General features: G+C 62.2%; 25 protein-coding genes. 10 read left to right on the top strand and 15 right to left on the bottom strand.

Annotated elements, in window-relative coordinates; translation table 11 throughout:
• Positions 1-281 precede the first annotated feature (281 nt).
• The 4 genes from ftsY to rpoH all read left to right on the top strand — a co-directional run bounded on the left by ftsY (position 282) and on the right by rpoH (position 4,487).
• A complete protein-coding gene (ftsY, locus tag GV819_RS24580; RefSeq protein ID WP_161758641.1) occupies positions 282-1,832 on the top strand; it encodes a signal recognition particle-docking protein FtsY in 1,551 nt (516 codons plus the stop codon).
• On the top strand, positions 1,829-2,500 hold the full coding sequence (gene ftsE / locus GV819_RS24575) for a cell division ATP-binding protein FtsE (protein WP_161758640.1): 672 nt from the start codon (positions 1,829-1,831) through the stop codon (positions 2,498-2,500). Before ftsY ends, ftsE begins: the two co-directional genes overlap by 4 nt.
• A complete protein-coding gene (ftsX, locus tag GV819_RS24570) occupies positions 2,497-3,519 on the top strand; it encodes a permease-like cell division protein FtsX (protein WP_161758639.1) in 1,023 nt (340 codons plus the stop codon). Before ftsE ends, ftsX begins: the two co-directional genes overlap by 4 nt.
• Before the next feature lie 113 nt (positions 3,520-3,632).
• Positions 3,633-4,487, top strand: coding sequence for an RNA polymerase sigma factor RpoH (rpoH, locus tag GV819_RS24565; protein WP_161758638.1), 855 nt, complete (start codon positions 3,633-3,635; stop codon positions 4,485-4,487).
• A gap of 100 nt (positions 4,488-4,587) precedes the next feature.
• Here the strand turns inward: rpoH and mtgA are convergent, their stop codons facing one another.
• A complete protein-coding gene (mtgA, locus tag GV819_RS24560) occupies positions 4,588-5,310 on the bottom strand; it encodes a monofunctional biosynthetic peptidoglycan transglycosylase (protein ID WP_161758637.1) in 723 nt (240 codons plus the stop codon).
• Positions 5,311-5,384: 74 nt separating this feature from the next.
• Between mtgA and GV819_RS24555 the strand changes: the two genes are divergently transcribed.
• From GV819_RS24555 to trmB, 4 genes are all read left to right on the top strand, one after another.
• Positions 5,385-5,765 carry a DUF423 domain-containing protein gene (locus tag GV819_RS24555; protein WP_161758636.1) on the top strand — a complete coding sequence of 127 codons (381 nt, stop codon included), beginning with the start codon at positions 5,385-5,387 and terminating at the stop codon, positions 5,763-5,765.
• A 70-nt stretch (positions 5,766-5,835) separates the two neighbouring features.
• Positions 5,836-6,036: a sulfur carrier protein ThiS gene (gene thiS, locus GV819_RS24550; RefSeq protein WP_161758635.1), complete on the top strand. Its 201-nt coding sequence runs from the start codon at positions 5,836-5,838 to the stop codon at positions 6,034-6,036.
• A 163-nt stretch (positions 6,037-6,199) separates the two neighbouring features.
• On the top strand, positions 6,200-6,994 hold the full coding sequence (locus GV819_RS24545; RefSeq protein ID WP_161758634.1) for a thiazole synthase: 795 nt from the start codon (positions 6,200-6,202) through the stop codon (positions 6,992-6,994).
• A gap of 9 nt (positions 6,995-7,003) precedes the next feature.
• On the top strand, positions 7,004-7,729 hold the full coding sequence (gene trmB / locus GV819_RS24540) for a tRNA (guanosine(46)-N7)-methyltransferase TrmB (protein ID WP_161758633.1): 726 nt from the start codon (positions 7,004-7,006) through the stop codon (positions 7,727-7,729).
• Positions 7,730-7,823: 94 nt separating this feature from the next.
• Here trmB and GV819_RS24535 read toward each other — a convergent pair whose 3' ends face one another.
• The 11 genes from GV819_RS24535 to GV819_RS24485 all read right to left on the bottom strand — a co-directional run bounded on the left by GV819_RS24535 (position 7,824) and on the right by GV819_RS24485 (position 15,428).
• The gene (locus tag GV819_RS24535) at positions 7,824-8,372 is read right to left on the bottom strand and encodes an RNA 2'-phosphotransferase (RefSeq protein WP_161758632.1); all 549 of its coding nucleotides are present in this window, start codon (positions 8,370-8,372) and stop codon (positions 7,824-7,826) included.
• Between the two features lie 82 nt (positions 8,373-8,454).
• On the bottom strand, positions 8,455-8,778 hold the full coding sequence (locus GV819_RS24530) for a DUF3392 domain-containing protein (RefSeq protein ID WP_161758631.1): 324 nt from the start codon (positions 8,776-8,778) through the stop codon (positions 8,455-8,457).
• A 9-nt stretch (positions 8,779-8,787) separates the two neighbouring features.
• On the bottom strand, positions 8,788-9,990 hold the full coding sequence (gene hemW / locus GV819_RS24525) for a radical SAM family heme chaperone HemW (protein WP_161758630.1): 1,203 nt from the start codon (positions 9,988-9,990) through the stop codon (positions 8,788-8,790).
• On the bottom strand, positions 9,987-10,583 hold the full coding sequence (rdgB, locus tag GV819_RS24520) for an RdgB/HAM1 family non-canonical purine NTP pyrophosphatase (RefSeq protein ID WP_368668934.1): 597 nt from the start codon (positions 10,581-10,583) through the stop codon (positions 9,987-9,989). The genes hemW and rdgB overlap by 4 nt, the downstream gene beginning before the upstream one ends.
• Entirely contained in the window at positions 10,580-11,014 is a 435-nt protein-coding gene (locus tag GV819_RS24515; RefSeq protein ID WP_161758628.1) for a DUF4426 domain-containing protein, read from the bottom strand. The genes rdgB and GV819_RS24515 overlap by 4 nt, the downstream gene beginning before the upstream one ends.
• 27 nt (positions 11,015-11,041) lie before the next feature.
• Positions 11,042-11,662 (bottom strand): methionine biosynthesis protein MetW, encoded by a 621-nt coding sequence (metW, locus tag GV819_RS24510; RefSeq protein WP_161758627.1) that lies wholly within the window; start codon positions 11,660-11,662, stop codon positions 11,042-11,044.
• A gap of 7 nt (positions 11,663-11,669) precedes the next feature.
• Entirely contained in the window at positions 11,670-12,809 is a 1,140-nt protein-coding gene (gene metX / locus GV819_RS24505; RefSeq protein WP_161758626.1) for a homoserine O-succinyltransferase MetX, read from the bottom strand.
• Between the two features lie 162 nt (positions 12,810-12,971).
• Positions 12,972-13,265 (bottom strand): DUF167 domain-containing protein, encoded by a 294-nt coding sequence (locus GV819_RS24500; RefSeq protein WP_161758625.1) that lies wholly within the window; start codon positions 13,263-13,265, stop codon positions 12,972-12,974.
• Positions 13,265-13,852, bottom strand: a complete 588-nt coding sequence (locus GV819_RS24495) for a YggT family protein (RefSeq protein ID WP_161758624.1) — start codon at positions 13,850-13,852, stop codon at positions 13,265-13,267. Before GV819_RS24495 ends, GV819_RS24500 begins: the two co-directional genes overlap by 1 nt.
• A 24-nt stretch (positions 13,853-13,876) precedes the next feature.
• Positions 13,877-14,695: a pyrroline-5-carboxylate reductase gene (gene proC / locus GV819_RS24490; RefSeq protein WP_161758623.1), complete on the bottom strand. Its 819-nt coding sequence runs from the start codon at positions 14,693-14,695 to the stop codon at positions 13,877-13,879.
• A gap of 34 nt (positions 14,696-14,729) precedes the next feature.
• On the bottom strand, positions 14,730-15,428 hold the full coding sequence (locus tag GV819_RS24485) for a YggS family pyridoxal phosphate-dependent enzyme (protein ID WP_161758622.1): 699 nt from the start codon (positions 15,426-15,428) through the stop codon (positions 14,730-14,732).
• 203 nt (positions 15,429-15,631) lie between these two features.
• Here GV819_RS24485 and GV819_RS24480 point away from each other — a divergent pair, with 203 nt between their 5' ends.
• Positions 15,632-16,666, top strand: a complete 1,035-nt coding sequence (locus GV819_RS24480) for a type IV pilus twitching motility protein PilT (RefSeq protein WP_161758621.1) — start codon at positions 15,632-15,634, stop codon at positions 16,664-16,666.
• 78 nt (positions 16,667-16,744) lie between these two features.
• Here GV819_RS24480 and GV819_RS24475 read toward each other — a convergent pair whose 3' ends face one another.
• On the bottom strand, positions 16,745-17,368 hold the full coding sequence (locus GV819_RS24475) for a C40 family peptidase (RefSeq protein WP_161758620.1): 624 nt from the start codon (positions 17,366-17,368) through the stop codon (positions 16,745-16,747).
• A gap of 251 nt (positions 17,369-17,619) precedes the next feature.
• On the opposite strand from GV819_RS24475, the gene GV819_RS24470 reads away from it, so the two are divergent.
• Complete coding sequence (locus tag GV819_RS24470; RefSeq protein ID WP_161758619.1) at positions 17,620-18,039, top strand: NINE protein; 420 nt, start codon at positions 17,620-17,622, stop codon at positions 18,037-18,039.
• Positions 18,040-18,107: 68 nt separating this feature from the next.
• Here GV819_RS24470 and GV819_RS24465 read toward each other — a convergent pair whose 3' ends face one another.
• Positions 18,108-19,379, bottom strand: a complete 1,272-nt coding sequence (locus GV819_RS24465; RefSeq protein ID WP_161758618.1) for a dihydroorotase — start codon at positions 19,377-19,379, stop codon at positions 18,108-18,110.
• Positions 19,376-20,380, bottom strand: coding sequence for an aspartate carbamoyltransferase catalytic subunit (locus GV819_RS24460; RefSeq protein ID WP_159889569.1), 1,005 nt, complete (start codon positions 20,378-20,380; stop codon positions 19,376-19,378). Before GV819_RS24460 ends, GV819_RS24465 begins: the two co-directional genes overlap by 4 nt.
• Positions 20,381-20,397: the final 17 nt, after the last annotated feature.

Below are 20,397 nucleotides of genomic sequence, written 5' to 3'. Positions count from 1 at the left end.
TTTTACTGGCGGCCACGCCTATCAGGTCTTCGCGGATCAGGATGTGCTTGAGCAGGTTGTATGAGTTACCGGCAAGAGGCGCGGTTTTATCCGCTAAACTTCGCTCTTTCGCCGATTTTGCCGTTCCAGTCCTAAGTAAAGTCGAGCCTTGAGGTGCTATTGAGCACTTCGACAAAATGTTGCGCGTGAACAAGCTGGGTTAATCGTAGTCTGTTCTGCATCGAATATTTATTTGCCGAGGCGCCCACTGGCGCATCGCTACCTTGAGATAGCCGTCCTCCATGTTTGGTTCCAACGACGACAAAAAGACCCCAGCCGCGGCTGGCGAGAAGAAAGGCCTGTTCGGATGGCTGCGTAAAAAACCGCAGGAAGCCGTTGTCGAACAACCACAAGTTCTTGTTGAGCCTGCCGCGGCACCTGTTGCCGAGCCTGCTCCGAGCATTGCACCTGCCGAGCCGGTGGTACTGCCGCTGGCCGAGCCTGTGCTGCAACCTCAAGTCGAGCCAGAGCCGGCGCCGATGCTCGCGCCCGAACTGCCGCTGACCCCGAGCCCGGAGCACAAGCCCTGGCTGACCTTGCCGGTGGCGGAAGAACCGGTGGCATTGGTGGAAGAGGTGCAACTGGAGCATGTGACGCCGCCGATTCCGGCCGTGACGGCAAGTCCTGTGCAGGTTGTTGTCCAGGAGCCTGTGGTTGCAGCGGCTCCGGTGATAGACGTTCAAGCTCCAGTAGCCCCCGCATTCGTTGCCCCCGAGCCTGTTGCTCCTGCTCCTGCTCCTGCTCCTGCTCCTGCTCCTGCTCCTGCTCCTGCTCCTGCTCCTGCTCCTGTAGCTGAACTGGCGGCGGTGTCGGCACCAGAGCCCGAGCCAGTTGCCGAGCCGGCACGCAGTGAGGAGAACAAGGTCGGTTTCTTCGCCCGTCTCAAGCAGGGTCTGTCCAAGACCAGTAGTAGCATCGGCGAGGGCATGGCCAGCCTGTTCCTCGGCAAGAAAGCCATCGACGACGAGTTGCTGGAAGACCTGGAAACCCGCCTGCTGACCGCTGACGTCGGGGTTGAAGCCACGTCGGTGATCATCCAGAACCTGACCCAGAAAGTCGCCCGCAAGCAGCTTACCGATTCGGATGCGCTGTACACCTCGCTGCAGGCCGAACTGACCGGCATGCTCAAGCCGGTAGAGCAGCCGCTGAAGATCGTCGCGCAAAACAAGCCCTTCGTGATCCTGGTGGTGGGCGTCAACGGTGCTGGCAAGACCACCACCATCGGCAAACTGGCGAAAAAGCTGCAGCTGGAAGGCAAGAAAGTCATGCTCGCCGCCGGCGACACCTTCCGGGCCGCGGCTGTGGAGCAACTGCAGGTCTGGGGCGAGCGCAACAAGATCCCGGTGATCGCGCAGCACACCGGTGCCGACTCGGCCTCGGTGATCTTCGATGCGGTGCAGGCAGCCAAGGCGCGCAACATCGATGTGTTGATCGCCGACACTGCGGGTCGCCTGCACACCAAAGACAATCTGATGGAAGAGCTGAAGAAGGTCCGCCGGGTGATCGGCAAGCTCGACGCCGACGCGCCCCACGAGGTGCTGCTGGTGCTCGACGCCGGTACTGGCCAGAACGCCATTAACCAGGCCAAGCAATTCAACCAGACCGTGGCCCTGACTGGCCTGGCCCTGACCAAGCTCGACGGCACCGCCAAGGGCGGGGTGATCTTTGCCCTGGCCAAGCAATTCGGCCTGCCGATCCGCTACATCGGCGTTGGCGAAGGCATCGATGACTTGCGCACTTTTGAAGCAGAACCCTTTGTCCAGGCACTGTTTGCCGAGCGGGAGCGTTCATGATTCGTTTCGAACAGGTCGGTAAGCGCTATCCCAACGGCCACGTCGGCCTGCATGAGCTGAGCTTTCGCGTCCGTCGCGGCGAATTCCTGTTTGTCACCGGCCATTCCGGCGCCGGCAAGAGCACCTTGCTGCGCCTGCTGTTGGCCATGGAGCGCCCGACCACTGGCAAATTGTTGCTGGCTGGCCAGGACCTTGGGCAGATCAGCAATGCGCAGATCCCGTTCCTGCGCCGGCAGATCGGCGTGGTGTTCCAGAATCACCAACTGTTGTTCGATCGCACAGTGTTCAACAACATCGCCTTGCCGCTGCAGATCCTGGGCCTGTCCAAGGCGGAAATCGCCAAGCGCGTGGACTCGGCCCTGGAGCGTGTAGCACTGTCGGATAAAACCGATCTCTACCCTGGCGACCTGTCCACCGGCCAGCAACAACGCGTCGGCATCGCCCGGGCCATCGTGCATCGCCCGGCGCTGCTGTTGGCAGACGAACCCACCGGTAACCTCGACCCGCGCCTTGCGGCGGAAATCATGGGCGTCTTTGAAGATATCAACCGCCTGGGGACCAGCGTGCTGATCGCCAGTCACGATCTGGCGCTGATCGCCCGCATGCGCCACCGCATGCTGACCCTGCAACGCGGTCGCTTGATCGGCGATGGGGAGGCCGGCGTATGAGTGCCACACGTACCCCAAAAGTGGCGGAGCGCGTAGCGCCCAAGGCGTCCGAAGCACCGCCGCCAAAGAAAAAACGCGACGAAGACGACGGCCCGGATTTTGGCACTCTGCTGCGAGCGTGGATGGAAAGTCACCGCGCCAGTCTGCTGGACAGCCTGCGGCGCCTGGGCAAGCAGCCCATCGGCAGCTTCTTTACCTGCCTGGTGATGGCGGTGGCCCTGAGCCTGCCCATGGGCCTGTCGTTGTTACTGAACAATGTCGAGCGCCTGGGCGGTTCCTGGCAGCGCGCGGCGCAGATCTCGCTGTACCTGGACCTGGGCGCCTCTGGTGTCGAGGGCGAGAAGCTCAGCGAAGAGATCAAGGGCCTGCCCGGCGTGGCGGATGCCGAGTTCATCAGCAAGGAAAAGGCCCTGGAAGAGTTCCAGCAGCAGTCCGGGCTGGGCGAGGCATTGCGCGAGTTGCCCCATAACCCGCTGCCGGGCGTGGTGCTGGTGACGCCCAACGAAGTGGACAAGGCGACGCTTGAAGCCTTGCGTCAGCGCCTGGCGGAAATGCCCAAGGTGCAACTGGCGCAGTTGGACCTGGTATGGGTCGAGCGCTTGGCGGCCATCCTCAAGCTGGGAGACCGGTTTGTCTTCGGTCTGACCGTGCTGCTGGTTTCTGCATTACTTTTGGTGATAGGCAATACCATTCGTCTTCATATTGAAAACCGCCGCACAGAGATAGAAGTGATTAAACTCGTCGGCGGCACGGACAGCTATGTTCGTCGGCCCTTCCTTTATATGGGCGCGCTGTATGGTTTTGGCGCGGGGATTCTGTCCTGGGGCGTGTTGGCGTTCGGCCTGAACTGGTTGAACGATGCGGTAATCGGTCTGGCTGGTTTGTACGGCAGTGATTTTGCCCTTGCGGGTGTGCCGGTTGCCGATGGTCTGTCGCTCTTGCTAGGGGCGGTACTGTTGGGTTATATCGGTGCGTGGATTGCGGTGGCCCGCCACCTGAGGGAGCTGGCACCGAAGTAGTGTCTTTTTGCTTGTATTGACCTTTCAGTGTTTATGGGAACTTGTTTCGCGGTTTCCGGTCAATTTTCGCAGTGCCTAATGGCACGAGTTATGTGAGTCGGAGGTTTTTTCGTATGACCACTTCTTTGCAACCTGCTTACGCATTGGTTCCAGGCGCAAACCTGGAGGCTTATGTACACACGGTAAACAGCATTCCATTGCTGACCCCGGAGCAGGAGCGTGAACTGGCCGAGAGTCTCTACTATGAGCAGGATCTTGAGGCGGCTCGGCAGATGGTGCTCGCCCACCTGCGTTTTGTCGTACATATCGCCCGTAGCTATTCCGGCTACGGGTTGGCCCAGGCTGACCTGATCCAGGAAGGCAACGTTGGCCTGATGAAAGCCGTGAAGCGCTTCAACCCCGAGATGGGTGTGCGTCTGGTGTCCTTTGCGGTGCACTGGATCAAGGCGGAGATTCACGAGTTCATCCTGCGTAACTGGCGGATTGTGAAGGTTGCGACCACCAAGGCGCAGCGCAAGCTGTTCTTCAACCTGCGCAGCCAGAAGAAACGTCTGGCCTGGCTGAACAACGAGGAAGTCCATCGCGTGGCGGAAAGCCTTGGCGTGGAACCCCGTGAAGTGCGCGAGATGGAGAGTCGCCTGACCGGTCAGGACATGGCCTTCGATCCGGCTGCCGAAGCGGATGACGACAGCGCCTTCCAGTCGCCGGCCAACTACTTGGAAGACCATCGCTACGATCCGGCGTTGCAGCTGGAAGACGCGGACTGGACTGACAACTCCACCAGCAACCTGCATGAAGCGCTGGAAGTGCTGGATGAGCGCAGTCGGGACATCCTCTATCAGCGTTGGCTGGCAGAGGAAAAAGCCACGCTGCATGACCTGGCGCAGAAGTACAACGTTTCGGCTGAGCGGATTCGTCAGCTGGAAAAGAGCGCGATGAACAAGCTGAAACTGTCCATCGCCGCTTAACGACTAAGCGTCATGCAAAACGCCCCGAGATGATCGGGGCGTTTTTGTTTCCGGGCTTGGTGCCGCGAGGCGGTGACCCGGAAAACCAGGACCTTCTGGTTTACTGGGCCCAAGGGGGCTGGCGTGTCTGGTTCAGGCGATTCAGGTAGTCGGCGCCACCCAGCTGGCTCATCTGCCGGCGGATCCAGCCGGCTCGTTGCTGGACATAGGTGCTCGGGCGTGCGGCGCTCCACACTCGTGGGTTGGGCAGGACTGCGGCCAGCAGGCTGGCCTGTTGTCGGGACAGATTGGCGGCGCTGGCGCCGAAGTGGTGGCGCGCGGCGGCCTCGGCGCCAAACACGCCTTCGTCCCATTCAGCGCTGTTGAGGTAGACCTCAAGGATCCGCTGTTTCGGCCAGAGCACTTCGATCAGTGCGGTGAACCAGGCTTCCAGGCCTTTGCGCAGGTAGCTGCGGCCGGACCACAGGAACAGGTTCTTCGACACTTGCTGGCTCAGGGTGCTGGCGCCACGGATCGAACCGCCACGCTCGTTGTGGGCGAAGGCCGCCTGGATCGCGTCGATATCGAAGCCCCAGTGCTCGGGGAATTTCTGGTCCTCACCGGCAATCACCGCAACCTTGAGATCGTCGGAGATTTCGTCCCAGGGTTTCCAGGTGCGTTGCAGGTCGATGGGATCGTCGTCGATCCAGGATTCGATCTTGCGCTCGACCATCAGCGCGGTGCCCGGTGGTGGCACTACACGGAACAACAGCACCAGCAGGACGCTGGCGACGGCGAACCACATCAAGGCTTTTACAAGGCGACGAAACAGATAACGCAGCATAGAGATGGCTTGGCCGAACCCGTTGAGCGCGCCATTATACAGACCCTTTGTGCTGAATCTGACTGGAGTTCCTCATGTTGCGTGGCTTCCTGATGCTGGCCGCCTTTTTCGGTTTCACCGGGGTTGCCCTCGGGGCCTTCGCCGCCCACGGCCTGAAAAACCGCCTGAGCACGGAATACCTGGCTATTTTTCATACCGGCGTGACCTATCAGCTGGTGCATACCCTGGCGCTGTTCGGCGTCGCCCTGCTGGCGGCGCACATTCCCGGGCGCCTGGTGACCTGGGCCGGCGGAGCCTTCACCCTGGGCATCCTGCTGTTCTCCGGCAGCCTGTACCTGCTGACCCTGACCGGCATCAGCAAGCTGGGCATCATCACCCCCTTCGGCGGCGTTGCCTTCCTGGTCGGCTGGTTCCTGCTGGGGCTCGCCGCCTGGCGCCTGCAAGTCGCCGGCTGACGCTTGTAGCTGACCTTTAGGTCATGATCGGGCTAGAATGCTGGCCCCTAAAAATGATGGCGGCCTTGGCATGCGCATTCAGTTGAACGGTGAATCCCTTGAACTGCCCGACGGCTCGACCGTTGCGGCCCTGCTGAGCCATCTGGAACTGACCGGACGGCGGATCGCGGTGGAACTCAACCTGGATATCGTTCCGCGCAGCCAGCACGCCGAAACCGCCCTCAACGAGGGCGACCAGGTGGAAGTGGTTCACGCCATCGGTGGCGGCTAGTCACTGGCGTCAACCGCGCTGCTGCTTATCTGCGCAGCGCCCTGGCCCGATTCCGGGCCCACTCATGGACGACAGGCTTTCACCGGCCCCGGATCGAGGGTCACCAGCGCCCCGGGCCTGATACAGAATTCTGCAAGAACCTCACCCCAACAGAGGATTTCCGATGAGCAACGTTCGTAGTGACAAGCCTTTCGTCCTGGCCGGTCGGACGTACCAGTCGCGTTTGCTGGTAGGCACCGGCAAGTACCGCGACATGGAAGAAACCCGCCTGGCCATCGAGGCCTCGGGCGCCGAGATCGTCACCGTCGCCGTGCGCCGGACCAATATCGGCCAGAACCCGGGCGAACCGAACCTGCTGGATATCCTGCCGCCGGATCGCTACACCATCCTGCCCAATACCGCCGGTTGCTATGACGCGGTAGAAGCCGTGCGCACTTGCCGTCTGGCCCGTGAGCTGCTGGATGGCCACAACCTGGTGAAGCTGGAAGTACTGGCCGACCAGAAGACCTTGTTCCCCAACGTGCTGGAAACCCTCAAGGCCGCCGAAGTGCTGGTCAAGGAAGGGTTCGACGTGATGGTCTACACCAGCGATGACCCGATCATTGCTCGTCAGCTGGCGGAAATGGGCTGCATCGCGGTCATGCCTCTGGCCGGTCTGATCGGTACCGGGCTAGGGATCTGCAACCCCTACAACCTGCAGATCATCCTCGAAGAAGCCAAGGTCCCGGTGCTGGTGGATGCCGGTGTCGGTACTGCCTCCGATGCCACTATCGCCATGGAGCTGGGCTGTGAAGCGGTGCTGATGAACTCGGCGATTGCCCACGCGCAGCAGCCGATCATGATGGCCGAAGCCATGAAACACGCAATTGTCGCGGGCCGCCTGGCGTACCTCGCCGGTCGCATGCCGAAGAAACTCTATGCCAGCGCCTCCTCGCCGCTGGATGGTCTGATCAAGTAAGAGCCATTGATGACTGAATCAAACGACACGCCAATCGAGCCGGAAACCGGCGACGAGCGCCAACACCGCCGGATCAAGAGTTTCGTGATGCGTGCCGGGCGCATGACCGAAGGCCAGCAACGCGGCCTGGACCAGGGGACGCCACTGTACGTGCTGCCCCTGGCCGACGCGCCGGTGGATTACGACCAGGTATTCGGCCGTTCGGCGCCGCGCTCCCTGGAGATTGGCTTTGGCATGGGCCACTCGCTGCTGGAGATGGCGGCGGCGGCCCCGGAACAGGATTTCATCGGTGTAGAAGTTCACCGTCCGGGTGTCGGCGCGCTGCTCAATGGCGTGCTGACCCAGGGCCTGACCAACCTTCGGGTCTACGACTGCGATGCAATTGAAGTGCTCAACCGCTGCATCGCCGACAACAGTCTGGATCGCCTGATGCTGTTTTTCCCCGATCCTTGGCACAAGAGCCGGCACCACAAGCGTCGCATCGTCCAGGCGTCGTTTGCCGAATTGGTGCGCAGCAAGCTCAAGGTCGGTGGCGTCCTGCATATGGCCACCGACTGGGAGCCCTATGCCGAGTACATGCTGGAAGTGATGGACGTCGCTCCGGGCTATCGCAACCTGGCTGAAGACGGCAAGTGCGTGCCACGCCCTGCCGAGCGCCCGATCACCAAGTTCGAGCGTCGAGGCGAGCGCCTGGGCCATGGCGTGTGGGACCTGAAGTTCGAAAAGCTGGCCTGAGCCACGCAAACCCGCTGTTGTAGGAGCTGGCCGGGCGGCGTTCCGCTTGCCAGCGAAGGGGCCCGCAAGGACGCCTTCGCCAGCAAGCTGGTTCCTACAGGGCTTGGATGAAACCGACCGGCACCTGGTCGGTCAGCCACACCCCATTCTCTGCCTGATAGAACTTGAAGCCCTGGGCCTGCATGGCCTGTGCGGCGATCTGCAGGATCACCACCTTGCCGTAACGCTGCCCCACAGCCTTGGCGGTGTCGATTTCCTGGGACAGGTGCACGTGATGACGTGAACCGGGAATCAGCCCCTTTTCGTTGATTGAATCCATAAACCGTGTGGCGGTGCCGTGATAGAGGACGGCGGGCGGTTGCTTTTCCTCAAGCTGCAATTGCACGGTCTTGTTGGAATGCCCCTGGACTGCACGAATCCGCTGGCCGTCAGCGCAAAGGGCGAAGCGCTTCTTGTCGTTACCTTCGACCACCAGCGCGATCAGTTCCCGGCTCAGTTGCCGGCCGTCCTTGACCGCGCCGCTGATCAGCGCGTCGATATCGCCCCAGCCTTCGCTGTCCAGTTCCAGACCAATGGCCTGAGGCTCGTGGCGCAGCACGTAGCTGAGGAACTTGCTGGTGTCTTCGATGAGTTTCTTGCTCATGTTCATCCTTGATAACGGGGGGGCGTTAGATTGCGTTCGCCGGCAAGCCGGCTCCTACGGGGGGTAGGAGCGGGGCTAAAGGTCAGCGACGATCAGCGACTACGCCAATCAGCACCAGCACCACCAGCAACACTGGGGCCAGGCTGTAGTTGTTGAACTGGCTCAGGCCGCGCACGATCCACGGTGTGGCATAGATCAGCGCCAGGCCACTGCCGACCATGCACAGCAGGGCCATCAGCGGCACCCGCAGGGCGCCGGCCATGCCGCCCAGGCGTTGCTCGACCCAGCCCTTGATGTCCGCGCCGAACAGCACCAGCAGGCAGCCCACCAACGCCAGGGCGATTTCCGAAAGATTGCTGCGGCTCCAGCGGGACACGGTGGCAAGCAGATCGAGTATCAGATCCATGTGATTTCCTTAGATCAGAAAGTATTGCAGCAGGTCATTGAGGAACAGTTGCCCACGGGCCGTGGCCGCCAGGCGTGACGGTTCGACCTGCAACAAGCCGCTTTGTTCGGCCTGGCGCCGACCTTCGGCGAGGCTCAGCGGATCGAGGCCGGTACGTTGGGCGAACAGGGCCGCGTCGACGCCGTCGGTAAGGCGCAGGGCGTTCATCAGGAACTCGAACGGCAGCTCCTCGTTGCTCAGGGCCTTCTCGCCGGCCTGGTAGTGCTTGGCCGGGTTCAGGTAGTCCTTGGGCAGACGAGTCTTCCAGGTGCGCAGGATGCGTCCGTCCGGGTGGCTGAGCTTGCCGTGGGCGCCGGCGCCGATGCCAATGAAGTCGCCAAAGCTCCAGTAGTTCAGGTTGTGCCGCGCCGCACGGCCGGGCTGGGCATAGGCCGAGACTTCGTACTGGCTATAACCGTGCTCGGCCAGCAGCGCCTGTCCGGCTTCCTGGATATCCCACAGGGTGTCGTCTTCCGGCAGGGTTGGTGGCTGGTTCCAGAACACCGTGTTGGGCTCCAGGGTCAGCTGGTACCAGGACAGGTGGGTCGGTTTCATCGCGATGGCCTGGCGCAGGTCACCCAGAGCGTCGTCCAGGGACTGGTCCGGCAAGCCGTGCATCAGGTCCAGGTTGAAGTTGTCGAACCCGGCCTGGCGCGCCATGCCGGCAGCGCGAATGGCCTCGTCACCGTTATGGATGCGGCCCAGGGCCTTGAGCTTCTGCTCCTGGAAGCTCTGGATGCCGATGGACAGGCGGTTTATCCCCAGGGCGCGGTAGGCGGTGAACTTCTCCTGCTCGAAGGTCCCGGGGTTGGCTTCCAGGGTGATCTCGATGTCGCTGGCGAAGGCAATGCGTTGTTCCACGCCCTTGAGCAGCCGGCCCAGGGCCAGGGCGCTGAACAGGCTCGGGGTGCCGCCGCCGAAGAAGATCGAACTCAGCTCGCGGCCGTACACCGCGTGCAGGTCCTGGTCGAGGTCGGCCAGCAAGGCATCGACATACTCTTCCTCCGGCAGCGTCGGGCTGGCGGCGTGGGAGTTGAAGTCGCAATAGGGGCATTTGCGTACACACCACGGGATGTGGATGTACAACGCCAGGGGCGGCAGGTCGGGCAGGGCCGCGCGGGGCGTTTGCGCGCCGCCGAGAATCAGCGGCGACGCGGACGAATCAGTGTTCATTGCAGGCCCAGGCGTTGCCGCAGAATGGCCATGGCGCGGGCACGGTGGCTGAGCTGGTTCTTCTCCACGGGGCCCAGTTCGGCGCTGGAGCAGTCACGCTCCGGAACCCAGAACAGTGGGTCGTAGCCAAAGCCGTGTTCGCCGCTGGCGGCAGTAAGGATGCGCCCGTGCCACAGGCCCTCACAGAGGATCGGCAGCGGATCGTCGGCATGCCGGACCAGGGCCAGGACGCAAACGAACTGCGCGCCACGCTGTTCTTCTGGAACATCCTGCAGCGCTGCCAGCAGCTTGGCGTTGTTCGCTGCATCGCCCTGGCCATCGGCATAGCGCGCCGAGTAGATGCCCGGTGCGCCGCCGAGGAAGTCCACTGCCAGGCCAGAGTCGTCCGCCAGCGCCGGCAGGCCGGAGATGCGCGCGGCATTGCGCGCCTTGAGGATGGCGTTCTCGACGAACGACAGGCCGGTTTCTTCCGGCTCGACGCTGCTGAACTCGCCGATCGAGCGCAGTTGCACCGAGGCGCCGAGCATGGCCTGGAGTTCTTTGAGTTTGCCGGCGTTATGGCTGGCCAGTACGAGTTGCGTGAGGTTCATTATTCGCCCGGGAAAAGCTCTTGGTTGAAACTGAAGCTATTGGTATCGCTGCCAGTTTGCACATTGATGGTGAAAGTACGGTTTTCTTGCTGTTCCACCGGGAATTGGGCGATGTAGTAGATCGCGCCCTGTTCGGTGATTTGCCGGAAGTTCAAGGTAATGCTCTTGCTGGTCAGGTCCTTGACCGTACCGCTGACCTGGGCGACCACGGGCATATTGTTCTTGATCACCGAGATATTGATCACACCCTGGTTCTTGCTGCGGATCAGTTCCGCGGACTTGGCAATGTCCGGCTGCAGGTAGGTGGAGTTGAAGGTGTTGTAGTGCACGGTAACGTCACCGAACACTTCCTTGCGTTCGCCCTTGATCGGATCAGCAGCCAGGGCCGTCAGGCTCAGGCAGGCAGTCAGTAGCAGCGTAATCAAGCGTCCCATGATTGTTTCTCCTTGGTACAAGGTGGTTTATACCGCGACTTTGTGCTCTTGCAGACCGGGACTGCTGACGCGGTAGATGCCGATCTCTCCTAAGAGATTAGGCCATAGCTTACTGGCCCACCCATGCCGGTGTTGTTGATCGACGGCAAGGCGATCGATCACTCGGGCTTCACGTTCACGGCACAGTTCTTCGAAGTCGCCGAAGGTGCAGAAGTGGATGTTCGGCGTGTTGTACCAGGTATACGGCAGGAACTCCGACACCGGCATCCGGCCCTTGCTGGCCAGGTACCAGCGGCAGCGCCAGTGACCGAAGTTGGGGAAGGTAATGATGCACTGGCGGCCGACCCGGAGCATTTCGTCGAGAATCTTGTCCGGATAATGCACGGCCTGCAGGGCCTGGGTCATGACCACGATATCGAAGCTGTTGCTGGCAAAGTTGCCCAGGCCCTTGTCCAGGTCCTGCTCGATCACGTTGATGCCCTTGGCCACGCACTCGGCGATGTTGTCAGCGTCGTTTTCCAGGCCGTAGCCGGTGACTTGCTTGTGTTCTTGCAGCCAGCTCAGCAGCTCGCCATTACCGCAGCCCAGGTCGAGGACGCGGCTGCCGGCGGGGATCCATTCCTGGATGATTTCCAGATCGGCTCTCATCGTGCCCTCACAGCGTTATGCGGTTCATGTAGTGACTAAAAGCCTGCAGGTAGCGCGGGATCGGAATCAGAAAAGCGTCGTGCCCCTGTGGTGCATCGATCTCCAGGTAGCAGACGTCCTTGCGCGCGGCCATCAGTGCATCCACCAGCTCTCGGGAGCGGGCCGGGGAGAAGCGCCAGTCGGTGGTGAAGGACATCACGCAGAACTTGGCCGTGGCGTTGGCGAAGGTCTTGGCCAGGTCATCGTCGCAGTTTGCCGCCGGGTCGAAATAGTCCAGGGCCTTGGTCATCAGCAGGTAGGTGTTGGCGTCAAACCGCCCGGAGAACTCCTCGCCCTGATAACGCAGGTAGCTTTCCACCTGGAACTCGACGCTGTGGAAGTCGTAGTTGAGCTTTTCGCTCTTCAGGCCGCGACCGAATTTCTCGCCCATGGAGTCGTCGGACAGGTAGGTGATATGGCCCACCATCCGCGCCAGCATCAGCCCGCGCTTGGGGATTACCCCTTGTTCCTGGAACGAGCCACCGTGGAACTCCGGGTCGGTGAGAATCGCCTGGCGCGCCACTTCGTTGAAGGCGATGTTCTGCGCCGAGAGCTTGGGCGCCGAGGCGATGGCCAGGCAGTGCCGTACCCGATCCGGGTAGGTGATGGTCCATTGCAGGGCCTGCATGCCACCGAGGCTGCCGCCGATCACCGCAGCCCACTGGTCAATGCCCAGGCGATCTGCCAGGCGCGCCTGGCTGTGCACCCAGTCCTCCACGGTGAGCACCGGGAAGTCGGCGCCGAACGGCTTGCCAGTCTCCGGATTGATGCTGCTGGGGCCGGTGGAACCGTTGCAACCGCCGAGGTTGTTGAGGCTGACCACGAAGAACCTGCTGGTATCGATCGGCTTGCCGGGACCGATGCAGCTGTCCCACCAACCCGGCTTGCGGTCGTCGGGGCTGTGGTAGCCGGCGGCGTGGTGATGACCGGACAGGGCGTGGCAGATCAGCACCGCGTTGCTGGCGCTGGCATTGAGCTGGCCGTAGGTTTCATAGATCAGGTCGTAGGCCGGCAGAGCGCGCCCGCAGGCCAGGGCCAGGGGGTCGCTGAAGTGTTCTATTTGCGGTGTGACCAGGCCAACAGAATCGGCGGGAAAGGCAGTTGGCATCGACCCTGCTCTCATTCAAATGAGGCGTAAGTCTAAAGACCGCTGCATCCAGCGGCAAGCAAAGCCCGGGGCTGTGTTCGTTGCGGGAAATGACCTGGGAGGTTCGCTGGCAAGCCAGCTCCTACAGCGGACGCGGGGCGTAGGAGCCGGCTTGCCGGCGAATCAGGCGGGGCGAGCCAGCCCCGGCAGCTCCGGCAGCTTCTTCGGCGCTTGCAGGCGCACGCGTTTCTGCCGGTTCAGCTCGCCGCTGATCAGGCTGACATTGCTCTTGGGAATGCCGAAGGCCTTGGCCAGGAATGCCATCAGGTGCGCATTGGCCTTGCCTTCGACCGGTGGAGCGGTCAGGCGGATCTTCAATCGGTCGCCGTGCAGGCCAGCAAACTCATCGCTGCTGGCCTTGGGTTGCAGGTGACAATCCAGGATCAGATCGTCACCGTCCCAGCGGAAAAAACTCATCAGATCAGCCCGAACAGCTCAGGAGGCATGTAGCTGGAGAGCGCCAGTTGCGGAATCAGCCACTGTTGCAGCAGTTGAATCACGATGAAGGCCAGGATCGGCGAGATGTCCAGGCCGCCCAGGTTAGGCACGATCCGGCGGAACGGGGCCAGAAAGGGTTCGCTGATCTGGTAGGCCAGTTCCGCGCCCGGGCTCTGGCTGCCAGGAGCGACCCAGGACAGGATCACACTGATGATCATGGCGAAGAACCAGATCTTCAGGAACAGCGCGAAGATGCCGATCGGCGCCCAGAGCAATAGCCCCAGCGCATTGAAGGGGATGTGGCTGAGGGTAAGGATGATGGCGAACAGAGCCATTTGTACGATCAGCGCCAGGATCAGCGATGACATGTCCAGCCCGAACATGCTGGGGATCAGCCGGCGCATGGGCTTGAGCAGCGGCTGGGTGGCGCGCACGATGAATTGGCAGATCGGGTTGTAGAAGTTCGCCCGTACCACTTGCAGCATGAAGCGCAGCAGGACCACCAGCAGGTAAAGACTGCCGAGGGTCTGAATGACAAAAATGGCAGCGTCGTTGAGTCCGAACATTATCGATTCCTTTGTAGGGGCGGGTTAGCGACCGAGTTGTTCAGCCATTTCGGCCGAGCGGTGCGCGGCGGCACCCAAAGCTTTTTCTACCAGTGCTTCAAAACCACCGGCCTGGAACGACTTGATCGCGGCCTCAGTGGTGCCGGCGGGCGAGGTCACGCGGCGGCGCAGTTCGGCGGCATCGACATCACTGGAGACGGCCATGTGGGCCGCGCCCAGGGCCGTCTGCAGGGTCAGTTGTGCGGCGGTTTCCCGGGGCAGGCCGAGTTTCTCGCCAGCGGCGGTCATGGCCTCGATCAGCAGGAAGAAGTACGCCGGACCACTGCCGGAAACCGCAGTTACGGCATCCAGTTGTTGCTCCTGTTCCAGCCACAGGGCGATGCCTACGGCGGACAGCAGCTCTTCGGCCTGGCGCCGCTGTTCTGCACTCACTTGCGTGGTGGCGTACAAGCCGCTGACGCCTTGGCGCAACAGCGCCGGAGTGTTGGGCATGCAACGCACGATCGGCTGCTCGCCGAGCCAGTTGTTCATGCTGGAACAGGTGATGCCGGCGGCGATGGACACCACCAGTTGTTGTGGCTGCAGGCTCGGGCGCAGGGCTTCGCACACGGCTTTCATGGCCTGGGGCTTGACCGCCAGGACGATCACGTCGACGCCGTCGATGGCCTCGGCGTTGTCGGCGAACACCTGGATACCGTGTTCAGCCGCGACCTTGGCCCGGGTTTCCTCGCCGGGGTCGCTGGCGCGGATCTGCGCGGCCTCCAGACCTTTGGCCCGCAGGCCGCCGATGAGGCTGGCGGCCATGTTGCCGGCACCGATAAAAGCGATACGAGTCGTGTTCATGACAGGTCCTTATATGAAGTCGGGTTCAGTCGCATCAGGACTGACTGTAGTCGCGGGCACCAAACAGCGCGGTACCGATCCGCACCCAGGTGGCGCCTTGGGCAATGGCCGCTTCGAGGTCGTGGCTCATGCCCATGGAAAGGCTGTCCAGGGGCAGCTTGAGGCTGTCCCGCAGGCTGTTGTTCAGCGTCTGTACCGCAGCGAAGGCGGCGTCCTGGGCTGCGCGATCCTCGGTGGGCTCGGGAATCGCCATCAATCCGCGCAGTTGCAGGTGTGGCAAGGCGCTGATCGCACTGGCCAGGGCCGGCAAGTCGGCCGGAGCGCAGCCGGACTTGCTGGCTTCGCCGCTGACATTCACCTGAATGCAGATGTTCAGCGGGGGCAGCTCGGCGGGGCGTTGCTCGGACAGGCGTTGTGCGATTTTCAAGCGATCCACGGAATGCACCCAGTCAAAGTGCTCGGCAATAGCGCGAGTCTTGTTCGACTGAATGGGGCCGATGAAGTGCCAACTCAAGGGCAGGTCGGCCAGTTCCTGCTGCTTGCCCAGGGCCTCTTGCAGATAGTTCTCGCCAAAATCACGCAGCCCGGCGGCATAGGCTTCGCGTAGCGCCGCGGCAGGTTTGGTCTTGCTCACAGCGAGCAATTGCACGCTGTGTTCGTCACGCTGGACGGCCTGGCAGGCGCTGCGGATGCGCTCGGCTAGCTGGGCAATGTTGTCTGCTATCGTGGACATTCGATTCCGTCTCAAAAGTAACGGCGGCTGGGTGCCGGTGATCTTGGCCGCCCCTGGCCGCGTGAATCCACCAGACCCTTTCTGTCCACCGGCCCGAGCAGTGCTCAAGGACTGTGCCGGATATGGCCCGGGCCGGGCAATTGAATTTGCCGGGTACGGGCGGGCCTGAAGCTCGCGGCATTCTACTGGAATTGGGGGGCACTATGGACATCAGCGAACTCTTGCTCTTGAGCGTCTCCCAGGGCGCTTCCGACCTGCATCTCTCCGCCGGGCTGGCGCCAATGTTGCGCATTGACGGCGATATTCGTCCGCTGGATTGCCCGGCCCTGGAAGCGCAGCAGGTGTTGGCCTTGATTCATGGCTTGATGAGCGAGTCGCAAAGGCAGGCGTTCGCCAGTCATCAGGATCTCGACTTCGCTTATGAGCTGCCAGGTGTGGCCAGGTTTCGGGTCAATGCCTTCCAGCATGCTCGCGGCGCCGGTGCGGTGCTGCGCTTGATCCCGTCACGGGTACAGAGCCTGGAGGCGCTGGGGCTGGGGGAGGTATTTCGGCAGATTACCGAGGTGCCGCGGGGGCTGGTGCTGGTTACCGGGCCCACCGGCAGCGGCAAGTCCACTACGCTTGCGGCGATGATCGACCATCTCAACCAGCAACGACAGCAGCACATCCTCACCATCGAAGACCCCATCGAGTTCATTCATTCGCAGAAGAATTGCCTGGTTCACCAGCGCGAAGTGCCGCGTGACACCCAGAGCTTTGCCACGGCCTTGCGCGCGGCCCTGCGGGAAGACCCGGATGTGATCCTGTTGGGCGAGTTGCGCGATCTGGAAACCATTCGCCTGGCGCTGACCGCCGCGGAAACCGGGCACCTGGTGTTCGCCACCTTGCACACTTCGTCGGCAGCCAAGACCATCGACCGGCTGGTGGATGTATTTCCGGGGGAGGAGAAGGCCCTGGTGCGCTCGATGCTGGCCGAGTCGCTGCAGGCGGTGATCGCCCAGGTGCTGGTGAAGAAGGTTGGCGGCGGCCGGGTGGCGGCTCACGAGATCATGCTGGGCAGCCCGGCGATCCGTAACCTGATCCGTGAGGACAAGGTGGCGCAGATGTATTCAGCGATCCAGACCGGAGGCTCGCAGGGCATGCGCACGCTGGACATGAGCCTGAAGGCATTGCTGGGGCAGGGGTTGATCAGCCGTGAACAGGCGCGGGAGAAGGCGCGGATGCCGGAGAGCTTTTGACGGGGCTGGAAATGCATTCGCCGGCAAGCCGGCTCCTACAACAACCTGTAGGAGCCGGCTTGCCGGCGAATCGGGGTGTTAGCGCTGCACAACCCGCAGGGGCGCGTGCTCTTTAGGCAGGACCCGCTTGGCAACCACATAGTGGCTCTGCCAATAAGGTTTTTTCAGGGTGTCGATGGTCACTGCCTTGCCGCGCCGTGGGGCGTGGATAAAGCGGTCTTCGCCCAGGTAGATGGCAACATGGTTGACCTTGCGGCTCTTGATGTTGAAGAACAGCAGGTCGCCAGGTTTCAGGTCCTTGCGTTCGACCTTCTGGCCGTGGCCACTGGCCATGGCGTTGGAGGTACGTGGCAGGTCCACGGCGGCGACGTCATTGAAGGCGTAGCGCACTAGCCCGCTGCAGTCGAAGCCTTTACTTGGGCTGCTGCCGCCCCAACGATAAGGAGTACCGAGAACGTTGACCGCGCGGCTGAGGACCGTGGTGCTAGGTCGGCCGGTATTGTTGGCGACCAGTTTGCTGTCGGCTTTGCTCAGGCGGGTGGGGTGCTTGATCGAGGTTTTGTTCTTGGCGGTGACCGTCGAAACATGGGATTTCGGGGTGTAGCCATTAACGTTGGGAAGTCGTTGCTCACGGTTGGTGGCGTGGGCGGCCAGTGGCATTAATAGGCAAATGGTTAGCCATGTCTTGAAAAATGGACGCATTAGGCAAGGCTCTTATTTGGTTAGCGCGCAACTTTATAACAGCTTTCAGGTCACTTCCGAGGCCGTTTGTCGATTCAACCTTGGGGTCAACTTCGGCAAAGAGGTGGCAACTTGACGCAGAAGACTGTCAGAAGTCAGGCAGTACAAGGCTTTGACGGAAGAGAAGGTAACATTGGCAACACGTCGAACGCCTGTAAAAAAGTCACAAAGTTTTTAAGAATATTTATCTATCACCTATAAAGAGGCTCTCAATGAATACCTATCGTCAGGATGCATCGACCCACGATACCCACAGCAAGGTGATCGGTTACCTGTTGTGGATTTTCGGTTTTACCGGTGCCCACCGCTTCTACTACGGCAAGCCGGTAACCGGGACGATCTGGTTCTTCACCTTCGGTCTGTTGGGGATCGGCTGGCTGATCGACTTGTTCCTGATCCCGTCCATGGACCGGGAAGCGGACCTGCGGTTTACCTCGGGGCCGGTGGAATACAGCGTTGCCTGGATACTCCTGACCTTCCTCGGGGTATTTGGCGTGCACCGCATGTACCAGGGCAAATGGTTGAGTGGTGTGCTCTACCTGTTTACCGGCGGCTTGTTCTTCATCGGGGTGCTGTACGACTTCTGGACCCTGAACGACCAGGTCTCCCTGGAAAACGCCAAGCGCCGCTGAACCAGGCATCGCCGACACGCCAGCTCCTCGCGGGAGCCGGCGTGTCGGCGAAAGCGGGCGTCGCGCCCTCAGCCCTGATAGCTGATATGCCCGTCCACCAGGGTGTAGCGCACTGCCCCCGGCAGGCTATGGCCGAGGAACGGGCAGTTCTCGCCCTTGGACAGCCAGCGTTCGCCGGCCACGGTGGAGCTGGCTGGGTCGAACAGCACCAGGTCCGCCGCACCGCCGGCCATCAGTTTGCCCGCCGGCAGGCGCAGGGCCTCGGCCGGGCCAGCGCTCAGGCGTGCCAACAGGGTCGGCAGGTCGAGCAAGCCATCCTGCACCAGGGTCAGGGCCAGAGGCAGTAGCAACTCGACGCTGCTGATACCCGGCTCGGTGGCACCGAACGGCGCCAGCTTGGCATCCCGCTCGTGAGGCTGGTGATGGCTGGAGATGGCTTGCACCACTCCGGACTTCACGGCTTCGCGCAAGGCGTCACGATCGGCTCGGGAGCGCAGCGGCGGCTGCACGTGATACAGGCTGGAGAAGTCGATCAGCGCCTCATCGGTGAGAATCAGCTGGTACAGCGCTACGTCGGCGGTCACTGGCAGGCCACGGGCCTGTGCCTGGGCGATCAGTTCTACACCTCGGGCACTGGTCAGTTGGCTGAAGTGCGCGCGCACGCCGCTTTGCTCTACCAGCAGCAGGTCCCGGGCCAGGGCCACGGTTTCCGCGCTTTCGGGAATCCCCGGCAAGCCGAGGAAGCTCGCGGTGGCACCTTCGTGGGCCAGACCGCCTTCGGCCAGGTCACGGTCCTGGGAGTGGAAGATCACCGTCAGGTCGAATGTCGCGGCATATTCCAGGGCACGACACAGGGTGCGGGTACTGCGGAAACCTTCCAGGCCATTGCCGAAGGCCACGCAACCGGCGTCGCGCAACGCGATGAGCTCTGCAAGCTGTTCGCCTTCCAGGCCCTTGCTCAAGGCCCCGATCGGAAAGACTTTGCTGTTGCCGGCTTCCCGGGCGCGGTCGAGGATCAGTTCGGCCACGGCCGAGGTGTCCAGTACCGGCTTGGTGTGCGGTGGGCAGCACAGGCTGGTGACGCCCCCGGCAGCGGCGGCGCGGGTTTCGCTGGCGATGCTGCCTTTGCGGCTGTAGCCCGGCTCGCGCAGGGCGACGCTCAGGTCCACCAAGCCGGGGGCGGCTATCAGCCCCTTGGCGTCGATGCTGGTGACGGCGTTGAAACCGTTGGGAGCGGCGCCGATGGCGACGATCTTGCCGGCTTCCAGGTGCAGATCAGTGGTTTGATCCAGGCCGCTGCTTGGATCGATGACGCGGGCGCCGAGAATGCTGAGCTTCACTGGGCGTTCTCCTGCTCGAATTGTCGCTGGGCGGTCTGCCCGCTCATGGCCATGGACAGTACCGCCATGCGCACTGCAATGCCGTAGGTCACCTGGTTGAGAATCACCGAGTGCGGACCGTCGGCCACTGCCGATTCGATCTCCACGCCACGGTTGATCGGGCCCGGGTGCATGACGATGGCGTCGGGCTTGGCCCCGGCCAGGCGTGCGGTGGTCAGGCCGAACAGGCGGTAGAACTCGCCCTCGCTAGGCAGCAGGCCACCCTGCATGCGCTCACGCTGCAGGCGCAGCATGATCACCACATCTACATCCTTCAGGCCTTCGGTCATGTCGGTGTAGACCTTGACCCCGTACTGCTCGATGCCGATGGGCAGCAGGGTCTTCGGCGCGATCACGCGGATGTCCGGGCAGCCGAGGGCTTTCAGCGCCAGCATGTTCGAGCGCGCGACCCGCGAGTGCAGGATGTCGCCGACGATGGCCACCGAAAGGTTCTCGAAGCCGCCCTTGTGCCGGCGGATGGTCAGCATGTCGAGCATGCCTTGGGTCGGGTGGGCATGGCGGCCGTCGCCGCCATTGATGATCGCCACCTGCGGGCATACGTGTTCGGCGATGAAATGCGCGGCGCCGGAGTCGCCGTGGCGTACCACGAACATGTCGGCGGCCATGGCTTCCAGGTTGCGCAGGGTGTCCAGCAGGGTTTCACCCTTGCTCGCCGAAGAGGTCGAGACATTCAGGGTGATCACGTCCGCCGACAGCCGTTGGGCCGCCAGTTCGAAGGTGGTGCGGGTGCGGGTGGAGTTCTCGAAAAACACGTTGCACACGGTCTTGCCGCGCAGCAGCGGGACTTTCTTCACTGCCCGGGCGCCGACTTCGAGGAACGAGTCGGCGGTGTCGAGGATTTCCGTCAGCAGCTCGCGGTTCAGGCCGTCGAGGGACAGGAAATGGCGCAGCTGGCCCTGATCGTTGAGCTGCAGCGGGCGCTTGGCGTCTAGAGGCGTCATCGCAATGGACTCTTAAA

It is taken from the genome of Pseudomonas sp. Fl5BN2 (assembly GCF_009908205.1).
In the GTDB taxonomy this organism is placed as follows: Bacteria; Pseudomonadota; Gammaproteobacteria; order Pseudomonadales; family Pseudomonadaceae; genus Aquipseudomonas.
The sequence above is the reverse complement of the archived record's forward strand: the minus strand, read 5'-3'. Positions and strand labels throughout refer to the sequence as shown.